The organism is Rhodococcus yananensis (genome assembly GCF_020515525.1).
GTDB classification, from domain to species: Bacteria; Actinomycetota; Actinomycetes; order Mycobacteriales; family Mycobacteriaceae; genus Rhodococcus; species Rhodococcus yananensis.
Genome location: NZ_JAIYEP010000049.1, coordinates 18,905 through 33,960 on the forward strand (window position 1 = coordinate 18,905; position 15,056 = coordinate 33,960).

At 66.0% G+C, this 15,056-nt stretch carries 14 protein-coding genes and 2 pseudogenes; 10 read left to right on the top strand and 6 right to left on the bottom strand.

Annotated features, from left to right (window positions below; all coding sequences use genetic code 11):
• Positions 1-56: 56 nt before the first annotated feature.
• On the bottom strand, positions 57-704 hold the full coding sequence (locus LDQ05_RS12985; RefSeq protein ID WP_226437379.1) for a histidine phosphatase family protein: 648 nt from the start codon (positions 702-704) through the stop codon (positions 57-59).
• Between the two features lie 119 nt (positions 705-823).
• Here LDQ05_RS12985 and LDQ05_RS12990 point away from each other — a divergent pair, with 119 nt between their 5' ends.
• Entirely contained in the window at positions 824-2,434 is a 1,611-nt protein-coding gene (locus LDQ05_RS12990; protein ID WP_226437391.1) for an AMP-binding protein, read from the top strand.
• A gap of 18 nt (positions 2,435-2,452) precedes the next feature.
• Here the strand turns inward: LDQ05_RS12990 and LDQ05_RS12995 are convergent, their stop codons facing one another.
• Entirely contained in the window at positions 2,453-3,091 is a 639-nt protein-coding gene (locus LDQ05_RS12995; protein ID WP_226437380.1) for a PadR family transcriptional regulator, read from the bottom strand.
• A 125-nt stretch (positions 3,092-3,216) separates the two neighbouring features.
• Between LDQ05_RS12995 and LDQ05_RS13000 the strand changes: the two genes are divergently transcribed.
• From LDQ05_RS13000 to LDQ05_RS19955, 8 genes and pseudogenes are all read left to right on the top strand, one after another.
• On the top strand, positions 3,217-3,618 hold the full coding sequence (locus tag LDQ05_RS13000) for a nuclear transport factor 2 family protein (RefSeq protein WP_226437381.1): 402 nt from the start codon (positions 3,217-3,219) through the stop codon (positions 3,616-3,618).
• A complete protein-coding gene (locus tag LDQ05_RS13005; protein WP_226437382.1) occupies positions 3,615-5,105 on the top strand; it encodes a phytoene desaturase family protein in 1,491 nt (496 codons plus the stop codon). Before LDQ05_RS13000 ends, LDQ05_RS13005 begins: the two co-directional genes overlap by 4 nt.
• A gap of 13 nt (positions 5,106-5,118) precedes the next feature.
• The gene (locus LDQ05_RS13010) at positions 5,119-6,225 is read left to right on the top strand and encodes an FAD-binding oxidoreductase (RefSeq protein ID WP_226437383.1); all 1,107 of its coding nucleotides are present in this window, start codon (positions 5,119-5,121) and stop codon (positions 6,223-6,225) included.
• A gap of 1 nt (position 6,226) precedes the next feature.
• Positions 6,227-7,783, top strand: coding sequence for a long-chain-fatty-acid--CoA ligase (locus LDQ05_RS13015; RefSeq protein ID WP_226437384.1), 1,557 nt, complete (start codon positions 6,227-6,229; stop codon positions 7,781-7,783).
• A gap of 54 nt (positions 7,784-7,837) precedes the next feature.
• Complete coding sequence (locus tag LDQ05_RS13020; RefSeq protein WP_226437392.1) at positions 7,838-9,673, top strand: acyl-CoA dehydrogenase; 1,836 nt, start codon at positions 7,838-7,840, stop codon at positions 9,671-9,673.
• A gap of 29 nt (positions 9,674-9,702) precedes the next feature.
• On the top strand, positions 9,703-11,730 hold the full coding sequence (locus LDQ05_RS13025) for an NADPH-dependent 2,4-dienoyl-CoA reductase (protein ID WP_226437385.1): 2,028 nt from the start codon (positions 9,703-9,705) through the stop codon (positions 11,728-11,730).
• Positions 11,731-11,837: 107 nt separating this feature from the next.
• A complete protein-coding gene (locus LDQ05_RS19740) occupies positions 11,838-11,969 on the top strand; it encodes a hypothetical protein (protein WP_264184988.1) in 132 nt (43 codons plus the stop codon).
• A 101-nt stretch (positions 11,970-12,070) separates the two neighbouring features.
• Positions 12,071-12,139 (top strand): annotated as a pseudogene (locus tag LDQ05_RS19955) (hypothetical protein); the annotation flags it as partial.
• Between the two features lie 130 nt (positions 12,140-12,269).
• Here the strand turns inward: LDQ05_RS19955 and LDQ05_RS13040 are convergent.
• From LDQ05_RS13040 to LDQ05_RS13055, 4 genes are read right to left on the bottom strand one after another with little or no spacing between them, the layout of a single operon-like run.
• Positions 12,270-12,575: a helix-turn-helix domain-containing protein gene (locus LDQ05_RS13040; RefSeq protein WP_226437386.1), complete on the bottom strand. Its 306-nt coding sequence runs from the start codon at positions 12,573-12,575 to the stop codon at positions 12,270-12,272.
• Between the two features lie 5 nt (positions 12,576-12,580).
• A complete protein-coding gene (locus tag LDQ05_RS13045; RefSeq protein WP_226437387.1) occupies positions 12,581-12,937 on the bottom strand; it encodes a type II toxin-antitoxin system RelE/ParE family toxin in 357 nt (118 codons plus the stop codon).
• Between the two features lie 56 nt (positions 12,938-12,993).
• The gene (locus tag LDQ05_RS13050) at positions 12,994-13,524 is read right to left on the bottom strand and encodes a DnaB-like helicase N-terminal domain-containing protein (protein WP_226437388.1); all 531 of its coding nucleotides are present in this window, start codon (positions 13,522-13,524) and stop codon (positions 12,994-12,996) included.
• Positions 13,525-13,556: 32 nt separating this feature from the next.
• Entirely contained in the window at positions 13,557-13,835 is a 279-nt protein-coding gene (locus LDQ05_RS13055; RefSeq protein ID WP_226437389.1) for a hypothetical protein, read from the bottom strand.
• 109 nt (positions 13,836-13,944) lie between these two features.
• Here LDQ05_RS13055 and LDQ05_RS13060 point away from each other — a divergent pair.
• Positions 13,945-15,056, top strand: a pseudogene (locus LDQ05_RS13060) (IS1380 family transposase); the annotation flags it as partial.

Genomic DNA, 15,056 nt, shown 5'->3' on the forward strand with positions numbered 1-15,056 from the left:
AGGTGTTCGGCGTCCACGGGCGACCGAATATTCGTGGACGTCTTCTCGGATCGGTGTCAGCGGGCCAGGTGGGACCGGTCCGCGAGGGTGTGCAGGGTGCGGTTGTGGAAGACGTCGTCCTCTCTCAGGACGGTGATGCTGCCGGGTGTCGCGTGGAACGCCGGGTACGCGCACGCCTCGACGGGTAGTCGCAGCCATGCGGCGACGACCCAGTTGAGGGAGCCGCCGTGCGTCACGACGATCCGATGTTCGACGTCGTCGGCCGTGATGCGCTCGACCGCCCGGTGGACGCGGACCACCCATTCGCGTTTCGTCTCGCCCCCCGCGATTCCTTCGTCGTGATCGAGTCGGTTGCCCGTCGGCGGTGGTGGCACGAACCGGGCATCGAGCCAGGCGCGGGGGCGGCCGCCCGCGACGCCGTACGACTTCTCCCTCAGATCTGCGAGGAGAACCGGTTCGATGTCGAACACCTCGCCGATGGGGTGCGCGGTCTGCACGGTGCGGGTCAGGTCGGAACTGTGGAGTGTCGGGACGGCCGCGGCCGGAACGAGTTCCCTCAGCCGATTCGCGATCGCCGCTGCGTCGGCCACGCCCTGGTCGGTGAGTTCGGAGTCGTACCAACCGCCGACGAGACCGTCGACGTGATGGGTGGCCTCGGGGTGCGTCACGACGTAGACCGTCTTCATCCGGTCACTGTCGCACATCTCGGGGCACCTCCTGTACGGGCAATCGGAACGAAGCCTTCCGCAAGGATGAAACCTGTTCTAGATTCTGGGGTAGGGCTCGACGGAGCAGACCCCGACGGTTGCAGGAGGAATTCATGGTGCAGTTCAACCTCGCGGATGTGTTCGAGACGGTCGCCGCGGCGGTACCGGATCGTATTGCGCTCACCTACGAAGATCTGAACTTCACCTACGCGCAACTGGACGGTGAAGCCAATCGAGTGGCTCAGCTCTTCGACCGGGCGGGCATCGCCGAAGGCGACCACGTGGCGCTGTTCCTCAAGAACAGCGTCGAACACGTCACGAGCATCCTCGGTCTCATCAAGGTGCGGGCCGCGCCGATCAACGTCAACTACCGGTACACGCCCACCGAACTCGAGTACATCTTCACCAACTCCGATTCCGTCGCGGTCGTCGTCGAACTGCCGGAGCACCAGCGGGTGCTCGCATCGCTGCTCGACCGCTGTCCGCTGGTCCGGTCGGTGTTCGTCGTCGGCGAGACGACGGAGGAACTACGGGAGGCCGCCGGATCACGGTCCGTCGCCGTGATCCCGTTCGGTGATGCACGCGAGTTGCCGACCACCGCGGAGTTCCCCGCGCGCAGCGGCGACGACGTCTACCTGCTGTACACGGGAGGCACCACCGGATACCCGAAGGGAGTCATGTGGCGGCACGACGACTTCTTCCGCAAGCCGTTGTCGGGAGGCAACCCGTACGGCAGCGAGCCGCGCAAGGATCTCGCCGAGGTCGCGGCGGCCGCGAAGGAGTTCCCCGACCTCGCGTTCCTCATCGCCGCGCCCCTCATGCACGGAGCAGCCCTGTACTCGCTGTTCACGTTCTTCACGCTCGGCGCCCGCGTCGTGCTGCGCCGCGACTTCGATCCGAAGAAGGTCGTCGAGGCCATCGAGAAGGACAGGGTGCAGGTGATCCTCATCGTCGGTGACGGCATGGGGTTGCCGCTGGTCGACGAGATGGAACGACGCAAGGACGAGGTCGACTTCAGCTCGCTGTTCTCCATCACCTCCGGTGGCGCGATCTGGTCGACGAGCGTGCGCGACCGGATGCTCGCGGTGAAACCGGACCTGCTGCTGCGCGACAACTTCGGCGCGTCCGAGACCGGAAACGACGGTGCGTTCACCGTCGACGACGCCGGGAACCTGCGGATGCCGCCGTCGCCCAACATGATTCTCGTCGACGAACGGCTCGAGGAGATCCCGGCGGGATCCGACGACATCGGCTACATCGCGCGGATCGGGAACGTTCCGCTGGGTTACTTCAAGGACGAGGAGAAGACGGCACGGACGTTCCCGACTCGCGCGGACGGTACCCGTCTCGCCGTGCTCGGCGACATGGGGCGCGTCGAGGCCGACGGCACCATCGTCTTCCTCGGCCGGGGCTCGCAGTGCATCAACACCGGTGGTGAGAAGGTGTTCGCCGAGGAAGTCGAGGCCGCGATCCACGCGCACCCGTCCGTCCTGGACGCACTGGTCGTACCGGTGCCGGACGAGCGGATGGGTCAGGCCGTCGCCGCGGTCATCGCCACCTATCCGGATGCCGACGAACTGACGCTGGATGATGTTCAGGACCACTGCCGCAAGACCTTGGCGGGATACAAGGTGCCCCGGTCGATCGTCGTCGTCGACGAGGTGAAGCGCACGCCGGCAGGTAAGGCGGACTATCGGTGGGCGACCGCGACTGCGGCGTCCCGGTAGTCGGCATCCCGGTAGTCGTTACCGCTCGCCCCTCGGCTGTCCACGGTGGACGTTCGACCGAGGGGCGAGCGTGTGTCCGGGGTCGGTCCGGTCGGCGGCGTTCCGTGATTCCCGGGCGGCGAGCGTTGTGAGCACGAACTCGCACCACCGGATGTTCTCGGTTTCGAACGTGATGCCGCGGGCCAGTGTCAGGTACGACCCGATGCTGCGCTCGTTCGCGAGGTACGACGCTTCCGACCGCCCCTCGAGTAGGTGTTCGCGCGTCTTCTCGTAGCGTTTGAGCTTGGTTTCCGACGCTGCGAGTTTCTGCTGGATGTGCGTTCGAACCGCGTCCAGGTCGCCGCGTTCCATCGCTTCCACCTGGACGAGGAGTTCGTCGCGGATCGCGATGGGCTTGGGATCGGAGGTCGTGAAGCGGTGTAGTGCGGCCGTTCCCTCCTCCGTCAGCGAATACATGCGCTTGTTGGGACGCTTCTCCTGTTCGACGGTCCGCGCGACCACCAGTCCTGCCTCGAGCATCTTGTCGAGTTCGCGGTAGAGCTGCTGAGGGGTGGCCGACCAGTAGTTGGCGACGGTGATGTCGAAGGCTTTCGCCAGGTCGTAGCCGGAGGCATCACCGTTGGTCAGTGCAGCGAGGATCGCGTGTCGGAGCGCCATGCGCCCATGTTACGACGCCGCGGGCCCCTAGTGAAAAAATTGATTAGTAACTTTTCTGGACAACGCACGTCTCCGCTCATATGCTCACCGAAGTTGGTATTCAACAAGTTGACTATGGAGGGGCTGTGAGCACGTTCCGCGAAGCAATCGAAACCGAGGACATGGACGCTGCCGAGGCGCTGCTCGCCGACGACGTCGTCTTCCGCAGCCCGGTGGCCTTCGCCCCCTATCCGGGCAAGGCGATCACCAACGCGATCCTGCGATCGGTCGCGGAGGTTTTCGAGGACTTCCGCTACGTCCGCGAGATCCGTGACGGTCGCAATCACGCACTCGTCTTCGAAGCGACCATCGACGATCTGACCGTCACCGGGTGCGACTTCCTCGTCTACGACGAGAACGACCGCATCGTCGACTTCATGGTGATGGTCCGACCGCTCAAGGCTGCGCAGGCGCTGGCAACCCGAATGGCGCAGCGCTACCCCGACATCCAGGCCGCGGCGCTCGCCTGGGCCGAGTCCTCTCGATGACCGATTACGACGCGGTGGTCGTGGGGGCGGGCAACGCCGGTCTCACGGCGGCGGCCACCCTGCAGCAGGGCGGCCTCCGCACTCTCCTCGTCGAACGTCACAACGTCCCCGGGGGAGCCGGAACCTCCTTCCGCAGAGGACGGTTCGAGTTCGAATCCGCGCTGCACCAGCTTTCCGGTGTCGGCGTGATCGGCCATCCCGGACCGCCGTTCCGGGTCCTGCAATCTCTGGGTGTCGCAGATGATCTCGAGTTCGTCCGCGAACCCGACCTGTATCGGGCGGTGGTTCCCGGAAGCCACGACGTGACGATCCCGGCGGACTGGGCCGGTGCGGTCGATGTGCTCGACGATGCGTTCCCCGGCAACCGCGACCGCCTCGAACGCTACTTCGACCTGGTGCGGCGCGTCACGTTCTGGCAGATCACCGCGATGCGGGGGACCCCGCCGGCAGACATCGACCCCGTTCTGTTCACTCACGGACCGCGGACACTCGGCGACGTGCTCGACGAACACTTCACCGGGGCGGGCATCAAGTCGGCACTCGCTGCGTACTGGCCGTACCTGGGTGTTCCACCGTCGCACCTTGCATTCCAGGACTATGCCCTGACGTTCTCCACCTACATCGACTTCAAGGCCGCTCACGTCCGCGGTGGGTCCCGGGCGATGTCGTCGGCGATCCTCGACGCGTTCCTCCGCGCCGGCGGCGACGTGCAGTTCAGCACCGAGGTCACCGGCATCCGCACCCACGCGAGCGGTGTCGTCGCGGTCCGGTTCGACGACGGCACCGAGGTCGGTACCGGCGAGGTCGTCTCCAACGCATCGCTGCCCGACACCTACGGAATGCTCGACGACCCGCCCGCCGGTGTCTCTGCCGAGCTCGCTCGCAGGCGCGTCGGTCCGTCGGCGTTCGTCGTGCACCTCGGTCTCGACGCCACCGCCGCCGAACTCGGTTTCACATCCGGCACCAACGTCGTCTCGACCACGCTCGACGACGATGCGCTCGCTCGCAACTGGAACTCCCTCGAACCCGCACTCGGTGTCTTCGCGACCTGTCACGACGTCGCACCCGACGTCGCACCCCCGGGGTTCGCGCCGCCGGGCACCTGTCGTCTGAGTCTGTTCACCCTCCAGTACAGCGGACTGTGGGATCGAATCGCCCCGAAGCACTACCACATCAACAAGTTCGGTCACGCGGAGTCGCTCCTCGACGCAATCGCTCCGATATCACCGAATCTGCGCGACGCCATCGAGGAGGCGGACGTGTCGACCCCGCACACGCTCGCCCGCCGTCTCGGGCACACCGGCGGTGCCCTCTACGGCTACCGCCAGGATCCCGCCGAGAACAGGCTCTTCAACGATCGGGAACGTCACACCGGTGTCCGCGGCCTGCACATCGCGGGGTTGTGGGCCGGATCGGGCGGTTTCGAACCGGCACTCGAATCCGGTGTCCGTGTGGCCCGTCGCGTCGTCTGTTCCCGTGCCGCCTGAACAGGACCCCGCCATGCCACACCCACTCATCGCGTCGTACCCGACGGGCCGCGACATCTCCGACGGATTCGCCTCGCGCCGACCGGACCTCGTCGACCACCGGGCGAGCGGTCGCGACACGATCGACACCTGTCATCCGAAACGGCTGCACCTGCACGTCACCGACGTCGTCGACGAGACCGCGACGACGAAGACCTTCCGGCTCGCCCACCCGGACGGTTCCGATCTTCCGCCCTTCCTCGCCGGGCAGTACGTTGCGCTGAGGTATGCGAACACGACACGGCCGTATACGATCTCGTCGAGTCCGTCGCAGCTCGGACACTACGACCTGACCGTGCGCCGCGTGCCGGGCGGCCGGATCAGCAACCTGCTGATCGACACGCTCACCGTCGGCGACGAGTGCGTCACCACCGGACCGATGGGGACCTTCCACCACAATCCGCTGTTCCACGGCGACGACGGACTCTTCCTCGCGGACGGTTCCGGGGTGGTGCCGGCGATGAGCATGATCCGGGAGATCGCCGACGCCGGCCTCGACCGGCGACTGCACCTGATCTACGGGTCCCGCTCCGCCGACGACGTGATCTTCCACGACGAACTCGACGAACTCGCCGCTGCCCACCCGAACATCGTGGTCGACCATGTGATCGGAGGAGTCCTCACCGCCGAAGTCGTCACGCTGCTCGCCGGGGACCTGCGCGACCGCACGGTGTACGTGTGTGGCCCGCAGGAGATGTACCCGCATGTTCTCGAACAGCTCACCTCGCTCGGCCACCCGCGCCGTCGTATCCGGTTCGAGGCGAACGGTGCGCCCGCTCGCCCCGGAGCCCGGCCACCCTGGCCGTCCGGTGTCGACCCCTCCGGGTCGGTGGCGGTGACGGTGCGCGGTACCACGTTCCGCACACCGCGCAACCGTCCACTGCTCGAGGCTCTGGAGAACAAGGGATTCCGTCCCGAATCGGCGTGCCGCTCCGGGGAATGCAGCCTGTGCCGTGTGCGGGTGCGTTCCGGTGATGTCCATCGGGCGGAGGAGGCCCGCCCACGACTGTCCGACGAGTGCGTCGGATACGTCCACTCGTGTGTGTCGTACCCGATCACCGACATAGAACTGGAGCTCTGAGATGCTCAATCTCGCAGAAATTCTGGAAAACTCCGCTCGCACCTGTCCGGACCGCACCGCGGTGGTCGCCGGCGAAACCCGGATGACCTTCGCCGAGGTCGATGCCGCGGCGAAGCAGGTCGCGAACCTGCTCGTCGCCCGCGGGATCGAACCGGGTGACAGGGTGGCGTTGAGCATCCCGAACGTCGTGTGGTTCCCGATCGTGTACTACGGCATCCTCGAAGCCGGCGCCGTCGTCGTTCCGCTGAACATCCTCCTCAAGGGGCGTGAGGTGGCGTATCACCTCGAGGACAGCGGCGCCCGCGCCTACTTCTGCTTCGAGGGAAGTCCCGAACTCCCCGTGCTCGAGGAGGGCAGGGCGGGGTTCGATGCGGTGCCGGGGTGCGAGCACCTGTTCGTCGTCACGGCCGATCCGCAGGCGCTCTCGCCGTTGCCGGGCACCGAGACGCTCACCCGGGCACTGGCCGGGCACAGTGAAGCGTTCGAGAGTGTGGCAACAGAATCCGACGACACCGCAGTGGTGCTGTACACGTCGGGGACGACGGGGAAACCCAAGGGAGCCGAACTGACCCATGCGAACGTCACCCTCAACGCCTTGACCGCGCATCGCACCTTCGAAGGGGGTGAGGGTACCGATATCCATCTGGTGACACTCCCGCTGTTCCATTCGTTCGGCCAGACCCTGCAGATGCACACGGCGTTCGCAGCCGGTAACACCCTGGTCCTGATGCCGCGATTCGATCCGGCGGCAGCGATCGCACTGATCCGCTCCGAACAGGTCACCGTCTTCGCCGGGGTTCCGACGATGTACCACGGTCTGCTCACAGCAGTGTCCGGCGATCCCGGACCTGCGGAGGCACTGTCGACGCTGCGCATCGCGGTGTCGGCGGGTTCGGCCATGCCCACCGAACTCATGGCACGTGTCGAGGAGAAACTCGGTGTGCAGGTGATGGAAGGCTACGGGCTGTCGGAGACATCACCGGGCGTGTGCTTCACACCGCGCGACGGCAGGCGCAAGCCCGGTTCGATCGGCAAACCGATCTGGGGTGTACAGATGAAGCTGGTCGACGAGAACGGCCGCGACATCGACGACGACCCGAGTGCGGTCGGTGAGATCGCGGTCAAGGGCCACCCGGTGATGAAGGGCTATCTGAACAGGCCGGAGGCGACCGCCGCCGCGATCGTCGACGGATGGTTCCGCACCGGTGACCTTGCGCGCAAGGACGAGGACGGCTACTACCACGTGATCGATCGTGCCAAGGACATGATCATCCGCGGTGGGTACAACGTCTATCCACGTGAGCTCGAAGAGGTGCTCATGACACACCCGGCGGTGTCGATGGTCGCGGTCGTCGGCGTGCCCCACGACACCCTGGGCGAGGAGATCAAGGCGTACGTCCTGAACAACCCCGGCGATCCGACCACCCCGGACGAACTGGTTCGGTGGGGCAAGCAACAGTTCGCCGCCTACAAGTATCCGCGTGTCGTCGAGTTCGTCGACCGGCTCCCGATGACCGCGACCGGAAAGATTCTCAAACGCGAACTCGGCCCCGCCTGATCGACATCCCTCTGCACTTGGTGTGCAGCAACTACTTTCCCGGAAGGGTGCATGATGAGTCACTACAAGAGCAATGTCCGCGACCTCGAGTTCAACCTGTTCGAGGTCCTCGGACTCGACCGCGACCTCGGCGCGGGCGACTACACCGACCTCGACGCCGAAACCGTCCGCACGATGCTGCGTGAAGCGGCGAAACAGGCCGAAGGCCCGATTGCCGAATCGTTCACCGAATCCGACCGCAACCCTACGGTATTCGATCCGGCCACCCACACGGTGGCTCTGCCGGACGGTTTCAAACGGTCGTTCCGGACGTGGCAGGACGCCGAATGGTTCCTGCTCGGGATGCCGGAGGCGCTCGGGGGAACCCCGGTGCCGCGCACCGTCATGTGGGCGATCAACGAACTTCTGCTCGGTGCGAATCCGGGGGTCTTCTTCTACCTGCTCGGTCCGGTGATGTCCGATGTGCTCCACCGTGTCGGCAACGACGAGCAGAAGCGGTGGGCGCAGATCGCGGTGGAGCGCAGGTGGGGTGCGACGATGGTGCTCACCGAAGCCGACGCGGGTTCCGACGTCGGGGCCGGTCGAACCCGCGCCGTCGAGCAGAAGGACGGCAGTTGGCACATCGAGGGTGTGAAGCGATTCATCACCGGTGGCGAATCGGATGATCTCGTCGAGAACATCTTCCACCTCGTCCTCGCTCGCCCGGAAGGCGCCGGGCCGGGAACGAAGGGACTGTCGCTGTTCTTCGTCCCGAAGTTCCACTTCGACACCGAGACCGGGGAGCTCGGCGACCGTAACGGCGTGTTCGTCACCGGTGTGGAACACAAGATGGGTCTGAAGGTCTCGGCGACGTGCGAGTTGACGTTCGGTGCGCACGGCGTGCCCGCACGGGGCTGGCTCGTCGGCGACGTACACGACGGCATCGCCCAGATGTTCAAGGTCATCGAGAATGCCCGGATGTCGGTGGGTACCAAAGCCATCGCGACACTGTCCACCGGATACCTCAACGCCCTCGAATACGCGAGGACACGCATCCAGGGTGCCGATCTGACCCGCATGGCGGACAAGTCGGCGCCGCGAGTGCCGATCCTGCGGCATCCCGACGTGCGACGCAGCCTCATGATGCAGAAGGCGTATGCGGAAGGGTTGCGCGCCGTCTACCTGTATGCCGCTGCGCACCAGGACCCGGTGACCGCGGCGACCGTGTCGGGTGCCGACGCGGACCTCGCTGCCCGCATCAACGACCTGCTGCTGCCGATCGTCAAGGGCGCCGGATCCGAACGTGCCTACCGGTATCTGACCGACTCGCTGCAGACGTTCGGCGGATCGGGCTTCCTGCAGGACTATCCGATCGAGCAGTACATCCGCGACGCGAAGATCGACTCCCTGTACGAGGGCACCACCGCCATCCAGTCCCTCGACTTCTTCTTCCGCAAGATCGCCCGGGACAGGGGAGCCGCACTCGGGCACCTCCGCGGACAGATCGTCGACTTCCTCGAAAACCCCACCGCAGATCCGCGATTGAAGGAGCAGCGGCGGATCCTTGCGACCGCGCTCGACGACATGCAGGCCGCGACCGGCACCCTGCTCGGCTACCTCGCCGACTTGCAGAACAATCCGGAGGAGGTGTACAAGATCGGCCTCGAATCGGTGCGTTTCCTGCTCGGATTCGGCGATCTCGTCATCGGCTGGCGACTGCTCGTCCAGGCCGAGATCGCGCTCGGCGCCCTCGACGGCTCCCCGATCGCCGACGACCGGGGATTCTACGAGGGGAAGGTCGCGGTCGCGGACTTCTTCGCGCGGACGGTGCTTCCGGAACTGGCGGTGATTCGCACCGGGGTCGCTGCACCTGTCACCGAACTGATGTTGCTGCCCGACAACGCATTTTGATCCAGATCGATCGACGAAACTGAACTGAGATGACCGAGAACACCGAACTGTACCCGCACCTGCTCGAACCCCTCGACCTGGGATTCACCACCCTGCCGAACCGAGTGCTCATGGGATCCATGCACGTCGGGCTCGAGGAGCTCCCCGGTGGATTCGAGCGGATGGCCGCCTTCTACGCCGAACGGGCCCGCGGTGGCGTGGGGCTGATCGTCACCGGAGGCATCGCACCGAACGAGGAGGGCAGGCCCATGCCCGGCGGTGCGATGATGACGACACCGGAGGACGCGGCCGAACACCGGATCATCACCGACGCAGTACACGCCGAAGGCGGCCGGATCGCACTGCAGATCCTGCATTTCGGACGTTACGCGCACCACCCGGATCTGTTGGCCCCCAGCGCCGTCCAGGCTCCGATCAGCGCACACGTCCCGCATGCGATGACCACGTCCGAGATCGAGAAGACGATCGGTGACTATGCCCGGTGTGCCGCGCTGGCGAAGTCCGCCGGCTACGACGGTGTCGAGATCATGGGCTCCGAGGGCTACCTCATCAACGAGTTCATCGCCCGGCACACCAACCATCGCACCGACGAGTGGGGTGGAAGCTACGAGAACCGGATGCGGTTCCCCGTCGAGATCGTCCGGAGGGTCCGAGAGGCCGTCGGTGACGACTTCATCATCGTCTACCGACTGTCGATGCTCGACCTGGTTCCGAACGGTTCGACGTTCGACGAGGTCGTCACCCTCGCCCGGCGTATCGAAGCGGCAGGCGCAACGATCATCAACACCGGTATCGGTTGGCACGAGGCGCGCATACCGACCATCGCCACATCGGTTCCGCGCGGAGCCTTCGCGTGGGTGACGAAGAAGCTCATGGGTGCCGTGTCGGTGCCGCTGGTGACCAGCAACCGCATCAACACCCCCGACAAGGCAGAGGAACTGCTCGCCGGCGGCTACGCGGACATGGTCTCGCTGGCCCGCCCGTTCCTCGCCGACCCCGACTTCGTGGCGAAAGCCGCGGCCGGTGCGGCGGACACCATCAACACCTGCATCGGCTGCAACCAGGCATGCCTCGACCACACGTTCTCGTTCAAGACGACGTCGTGCCTGGTCAACCCGCGGGCCTGCCACGAAACCGAACTGGTTCTCGGACCGACCCGCACCGTGAAGGACATCGCCGTCGTCGGTGCCGGGCCGGCCGGGCTCGCGTTCACCGTCAACGCCGCCCGCCGCGGGCACCGCGTCACCCTGTTCGACGCCGCCGACGAGATCGGCGGCCAGCTGAACGTCGCGCGCCGTGTCCCCGGCAAGCAGGAGTTCGACGAAATGCTGCGCTACTTCCGCACCACACTCGCCGGCAGTGATGTGACGGTGCGGCTCGGGGAGCGCGTCGGAGCCGACGATCTCACCGGCTTCGACGAGGTCGTCGTCGCCACCGGCGTGGTCCCGCGGGTCCCGGACCTGCCGGGTGTCGATCATCCTACGGTGCTCGGATATCTTGACGTGCTGCGCGGTGGCGCACCGGTCGGGAAGCGGGTCGCGGTCCTCGGTGCGGGAGGCATCGGATTCGACGTTGCAGAGTTCCTCACCGATCCGGGTGACGATGCGGCACTGGATGTTCCGTCCTTCCTGCAGGCGTGGGGTGTCGACTCGGAGCACACGACCGCCGGGGGTGTGATCGCGCCGGTCCGCCACAGTCCGCCGCGCAGTGTCACTCTGCTGCAGCGCAAGTCGGGCAAGGTCGGGGCCGGGCTGGGGAAGACGACGGGCTGGATCCACCGCACAGAGTTGAAGGTGCGGGGCGTCGACATGGTGGCCGGAGCCACCTACGACCGCATCGACGACGAGGGCCTGCACTACGTCCTCGACGGGGAGAAGCAGGTGCTCGACGTCGACAACGTGATCCTGTGCACCGGGCAGGAACCGGCACGCGACCTCTACGACGATCTGGTGGCGCGGGGGGTGACCGCCCACGTCATCGGTGGTGCAGATGTCGCCGCCGAGTTGGATGCCAAGCGCGCGATCGATCAGGGAACGCGTCTGGCTGCGGTGGTCTGAGAGGGTGGCCTGAGAGTCGCGGTCGGTCGCGGTCACACCGTGCGGGTGGGCGGTGAACACCGACCGCGGCTCGGCCGCTTCTTCATCGACGACGCTGCTGAGCATCGGTGAGTCGGCTTGTCTCGAGAAGCCGACTCACCGTCCCCGACCTCAACGCAGTGAGCAGCGACGATACCTCCGGCGGCGACCGACGCCTCGGTGCACCCAAGGCCCGCCTCGCCGACACCACCAAACTTTGATGCCCCGTGTCGGAAGTAGTTGGTCCAGCCCCGAAGGATCTGCCCGAGTCTCAGGAAGACCACTTCGGGGTCACTGAACCGCCCCGGCGTGTCCGGATGGGGTCGGGGAACGGGTCACGTTCTTGAACGGCCCGATCTACTGGCACCCCAACACCGGGGCGCTTCAAACCGCCGGCGCTTCCGGAAGGAAACGGGCCGGCCCGGCTCCCACGCGAGGAACTCGGCTTGTTCGCGTTCCCACTTCCGTAGGCGCCGTGTCGGAGTCCACGCCTCGTCGACCATTCTTCCCCCGGTCGTTGTTTAGGCGATCCGGAATCGGTCGTCGCCGAGTTCGACTTCGACCCGCAGGGTGCCGCCCACGGCGTCGACGTAGCGGCGCAGGGTGTCGAGCTGGACGTGCGCCAGGTCGCCGCGTTCGATGTTCGAGACGCGGTTCTGTCCCACGCCCAGGCGGTCGGCCACCTGCTTCTGGGTCAGTTCGAGCGCCTCGCGCAGTTCCTGCAGTCGGTACGCGCGGACCTGTTCGAGCATCCGGGCCTTGTGTGCGTCGACCGCGGCGCGGTCGACCGGCCGCTCGGCCAGCATGTCGTCGAGGCTCTTGGCCATCGTTCTCACTTCCCTTCCAGTCGGTCCAGATGGTCGTCGAAGCGGTCATCGGCGATAGGGATGTTCACCTTGTACCACTTCTCCCACCGTCCAGCTTTGTCGCCTGCGACGAGAAAAATCGCCTTCCGTTCGGGGTCGAACGCGAACAGCACGCGCAGTTCCGAACGGCCGGTGGACCCGGGTCGCAGCTCCTTCATGTTCTTGTGGCGCGACGCTTTGATGGTGTCGACCAGTGGGCGGCCCAGCTGCGGGCCGCGTTCCTGGAGCAACTCGACTGCGGCGACGACCTGTTCGTACGACTCCTGATCCAGTTCGGTCAGCCAGTCTTCGATCAGCTCGAGGTCCACGCTCCAGTTCGTCACGAGAAACAGAATATTACTCTTGGGTGATATAACTCAAGGGTGATACTAGCTGGTTATCAGTCGTTTTCTGTGGGAGTCACGCCGTTTCGGAGGGTAGTGAGGCGGCGTAGTTCGGCGCGCTGCCGGGTGCCGAGCTCGAGCAGGATCGGGAACAGCTCGTCTTCGGCCGCAGCCTCGGCGGCGTGACTCATGGTCCCGGCGAGGTCGTGGAAGCTGCGACGGTAGGCGGCCGCGACGACGGTGGCGGCGTAGTGCCGGACGGCGCCGGCGGAGCTGCCGAGGGTGACGACGGTGCGGTGGGTGCGGTGCACGGCAGGCGGGATGCGGTTGGTGCCGGCCCGGGCGAGTTCGGCGCTGATACTGACCGGGTCGTGCGGCCGACCGGCAGCGACGCTGTCGCGGATGGCGGCGTAGATCGGCCGGTGGAACGGGTCTGCGAAATCGTCGTCGCGAACCAGGCTGGTGATGAACCGGAGTTCGTCGACGTCGCGGGACCACATCGCGGCACACAGCAGGTGCGCCTCGGGGTCGAGATCCGGCGCGGTCCATTCGGAGCCGGGTTCGTCGTCGGGCTCCGTGTCGACCATATCCATGTGTTCCCCCTGAGGCATCCGGTCGCCTAGTCTGCCCGAGCGAGTCGGGCCCGCCAGGTGAGGCTCCCGCCGGAGTACCGGTAGCTGGTGCGGAGCTCGGACTTCACGGCGGGGCGCAGAATGCGCGCGAGGTGCTGGACGATGTCGTACAGGCGGGCGGTGGCCTGCCCTTCACCAAAGCCGCCGGCCACCCCGAAGTCGTTGGGAATCTGCTCGACGAAGCTGTGCGGGTTCTTACTGACGCCGTGCACGATGAAGTAGTCGCCGGCCGAGTCGGCCGACTGCCTGGTGAAGCCTGGATGCACCGAACCGGCGGAGATAACCAGCGCGTCGTAACAACGAAATGCCCTGTCGTAGTGAAAGAATTGAACTTCTCACAGAAACAATTCGGCCACCACGAAGGGCATCTCGCAGATGCAACTCTCTCACACCCGCCCCGTCACCGCGGCGAGGTTCGACGATCCGAATCTCGTGTCGACCGCCGGACTGTCCCGATCATGGCCTTGGCCCGCAGTGGCGGCCTGCTCACCCTCACCGATCAGCATCTGAGCCTGCCCACCGACAAAGGCGCCCACCCCGGAGCGAAATCGGATCGTTGGTCGCGGGCATGGTCGCCGGCGCTGACAGCATCACCGACATGGCGCTGCTGCGGCACGGGGCGATGGGAACACTGTTCGACCGCCCCTACGCACCGTCGACGTTGGGATCGTTCCTGCGCGCCTTCTCCTTCGGGCATGTCCGGCAACTCGATGCCGTCGCCTCCCGGTTCCTGCGCGGCCTGGCCGCCTGCACCCCGCTGGTGGCGGGTTTCGACACTGGACGGGTGCTGGTCGACATCGACGATTCGATCATCGAAGTGCACGGTCACAGCAAACAAGGATCCGGGTACGGTTACTCCGGGGTTCGCGGACTGAACGCGCTGATCACCACGGTCACCACCGACACCACGGCACCGGTGATCGTCGGACAACGCCTGCGCAAAGGCTCCTGCGGATCAGCGCGTGGAGCAGCCCGGATGATCGCCGACACCCTGTCCACCGTCGAACATCTCCGACAGGCAGCCGCCGTCGGCTCCGGCGCCGCGACACCGGCGATGCCGACACCGCTGGTGCGGGCCGACTCGGCGTTCTACGGATATCCCACCGTCTCGGCGGCGCTGCGCGGCGGAGCCGACGTATCGGTGACCGTGCGTCTGACCTCGACCATCAAGACCGCGATCGCCTCGATCGGCGACGATGCGTGGACGCCGATCGAGTACACGAATGCGGTCTACGACCAGGACACCGAACGATGGATCTCGGCAGCCGAGGTCGCGGAGATCCCGTTCACCGCGTTCGCTTCCCAGAAGAAGACGCACCGGATTCCGGGGAGGTTGGTGGTGCGCCGGATCCCCGACCTGCGGCCGACGAAAGACCAGGGCCAAGGCGAATTGTTCGACATCTGGCGGTTCCATGCGTTCTTCACCACTGTCGACGCCGCCGACCTCGATGCCGTCGCTGCCGACAGGCTCCACCGGCACCACGCGA

Excerpts from the sequence above, each read along its gene's own strand:
- LDQ05_RS12985 (WP_226437379.1), bottom strand. The coding sequence starts at position 704 with ATGTGCGACAGTGACCGGATGAAGACGGTCTACGTCGTGACGCACCCC.
- LDQ05_RS12995 (WP_226437380.1), bottom strand. The coding sequence starts at position 3,091 with ATGGCGCTCCGACACGCGATCCTCGCTGCACTGACCAACGGTGATGCC.
- LDQ05_RS13005 (WP_226437382.1), top strand. The coding sequence starts at position 3,615 with ATGACCGATTACGACGCGGTGGTCGTGGGGGCGGGCAACGCCGGTCTC.
- LDQ05_RS13010 (WP_226437383.1), top strand. The coding sequence starts at position 5,119 with ATGCCACACCCACTCATCGCGTCGTACCCGACGGGCCGCGACATCTCC.
- LDQ05_RS13015 (WP_226437384.1), top strand. The coding sequence starts at position 6,227 with ATGCTCAATCTCGCAGAAATTCTGGAAAACTCCGCTCGCACCTGTCCG.
- LDQ05_RS13020 (WP_226437392.1), top strand. The coding sequence starts at position 7,838 with ATGAGTCACTACAAGAGCAATGTCCGCGACCTCGAGTTCAACCTGTTC.
- LDQ05_RS13025 (WP_226437385.1), top strand. The coding sequence starts at position 9,703 with ATGACCGAGAACACCGAACTGTACCCGCACCTGCTCGAACCCCTCGAC.
- LDQ05_RS13040 (WP_226437386.1), bottom strand. The coding sequence starts at position 12,575 with ATGGCCAAGAGCCTCGACGACATGCTGGCCGAGCGGCCGGTCGACCGC.
- LDQ05_RS13050 (WP_226437388.1), bottom strand. The coding sequence starts at position 13,524 with ATGGTCGACACGGAGCCCGACGACGAACCCGGCTCCGAATGGACCGCG.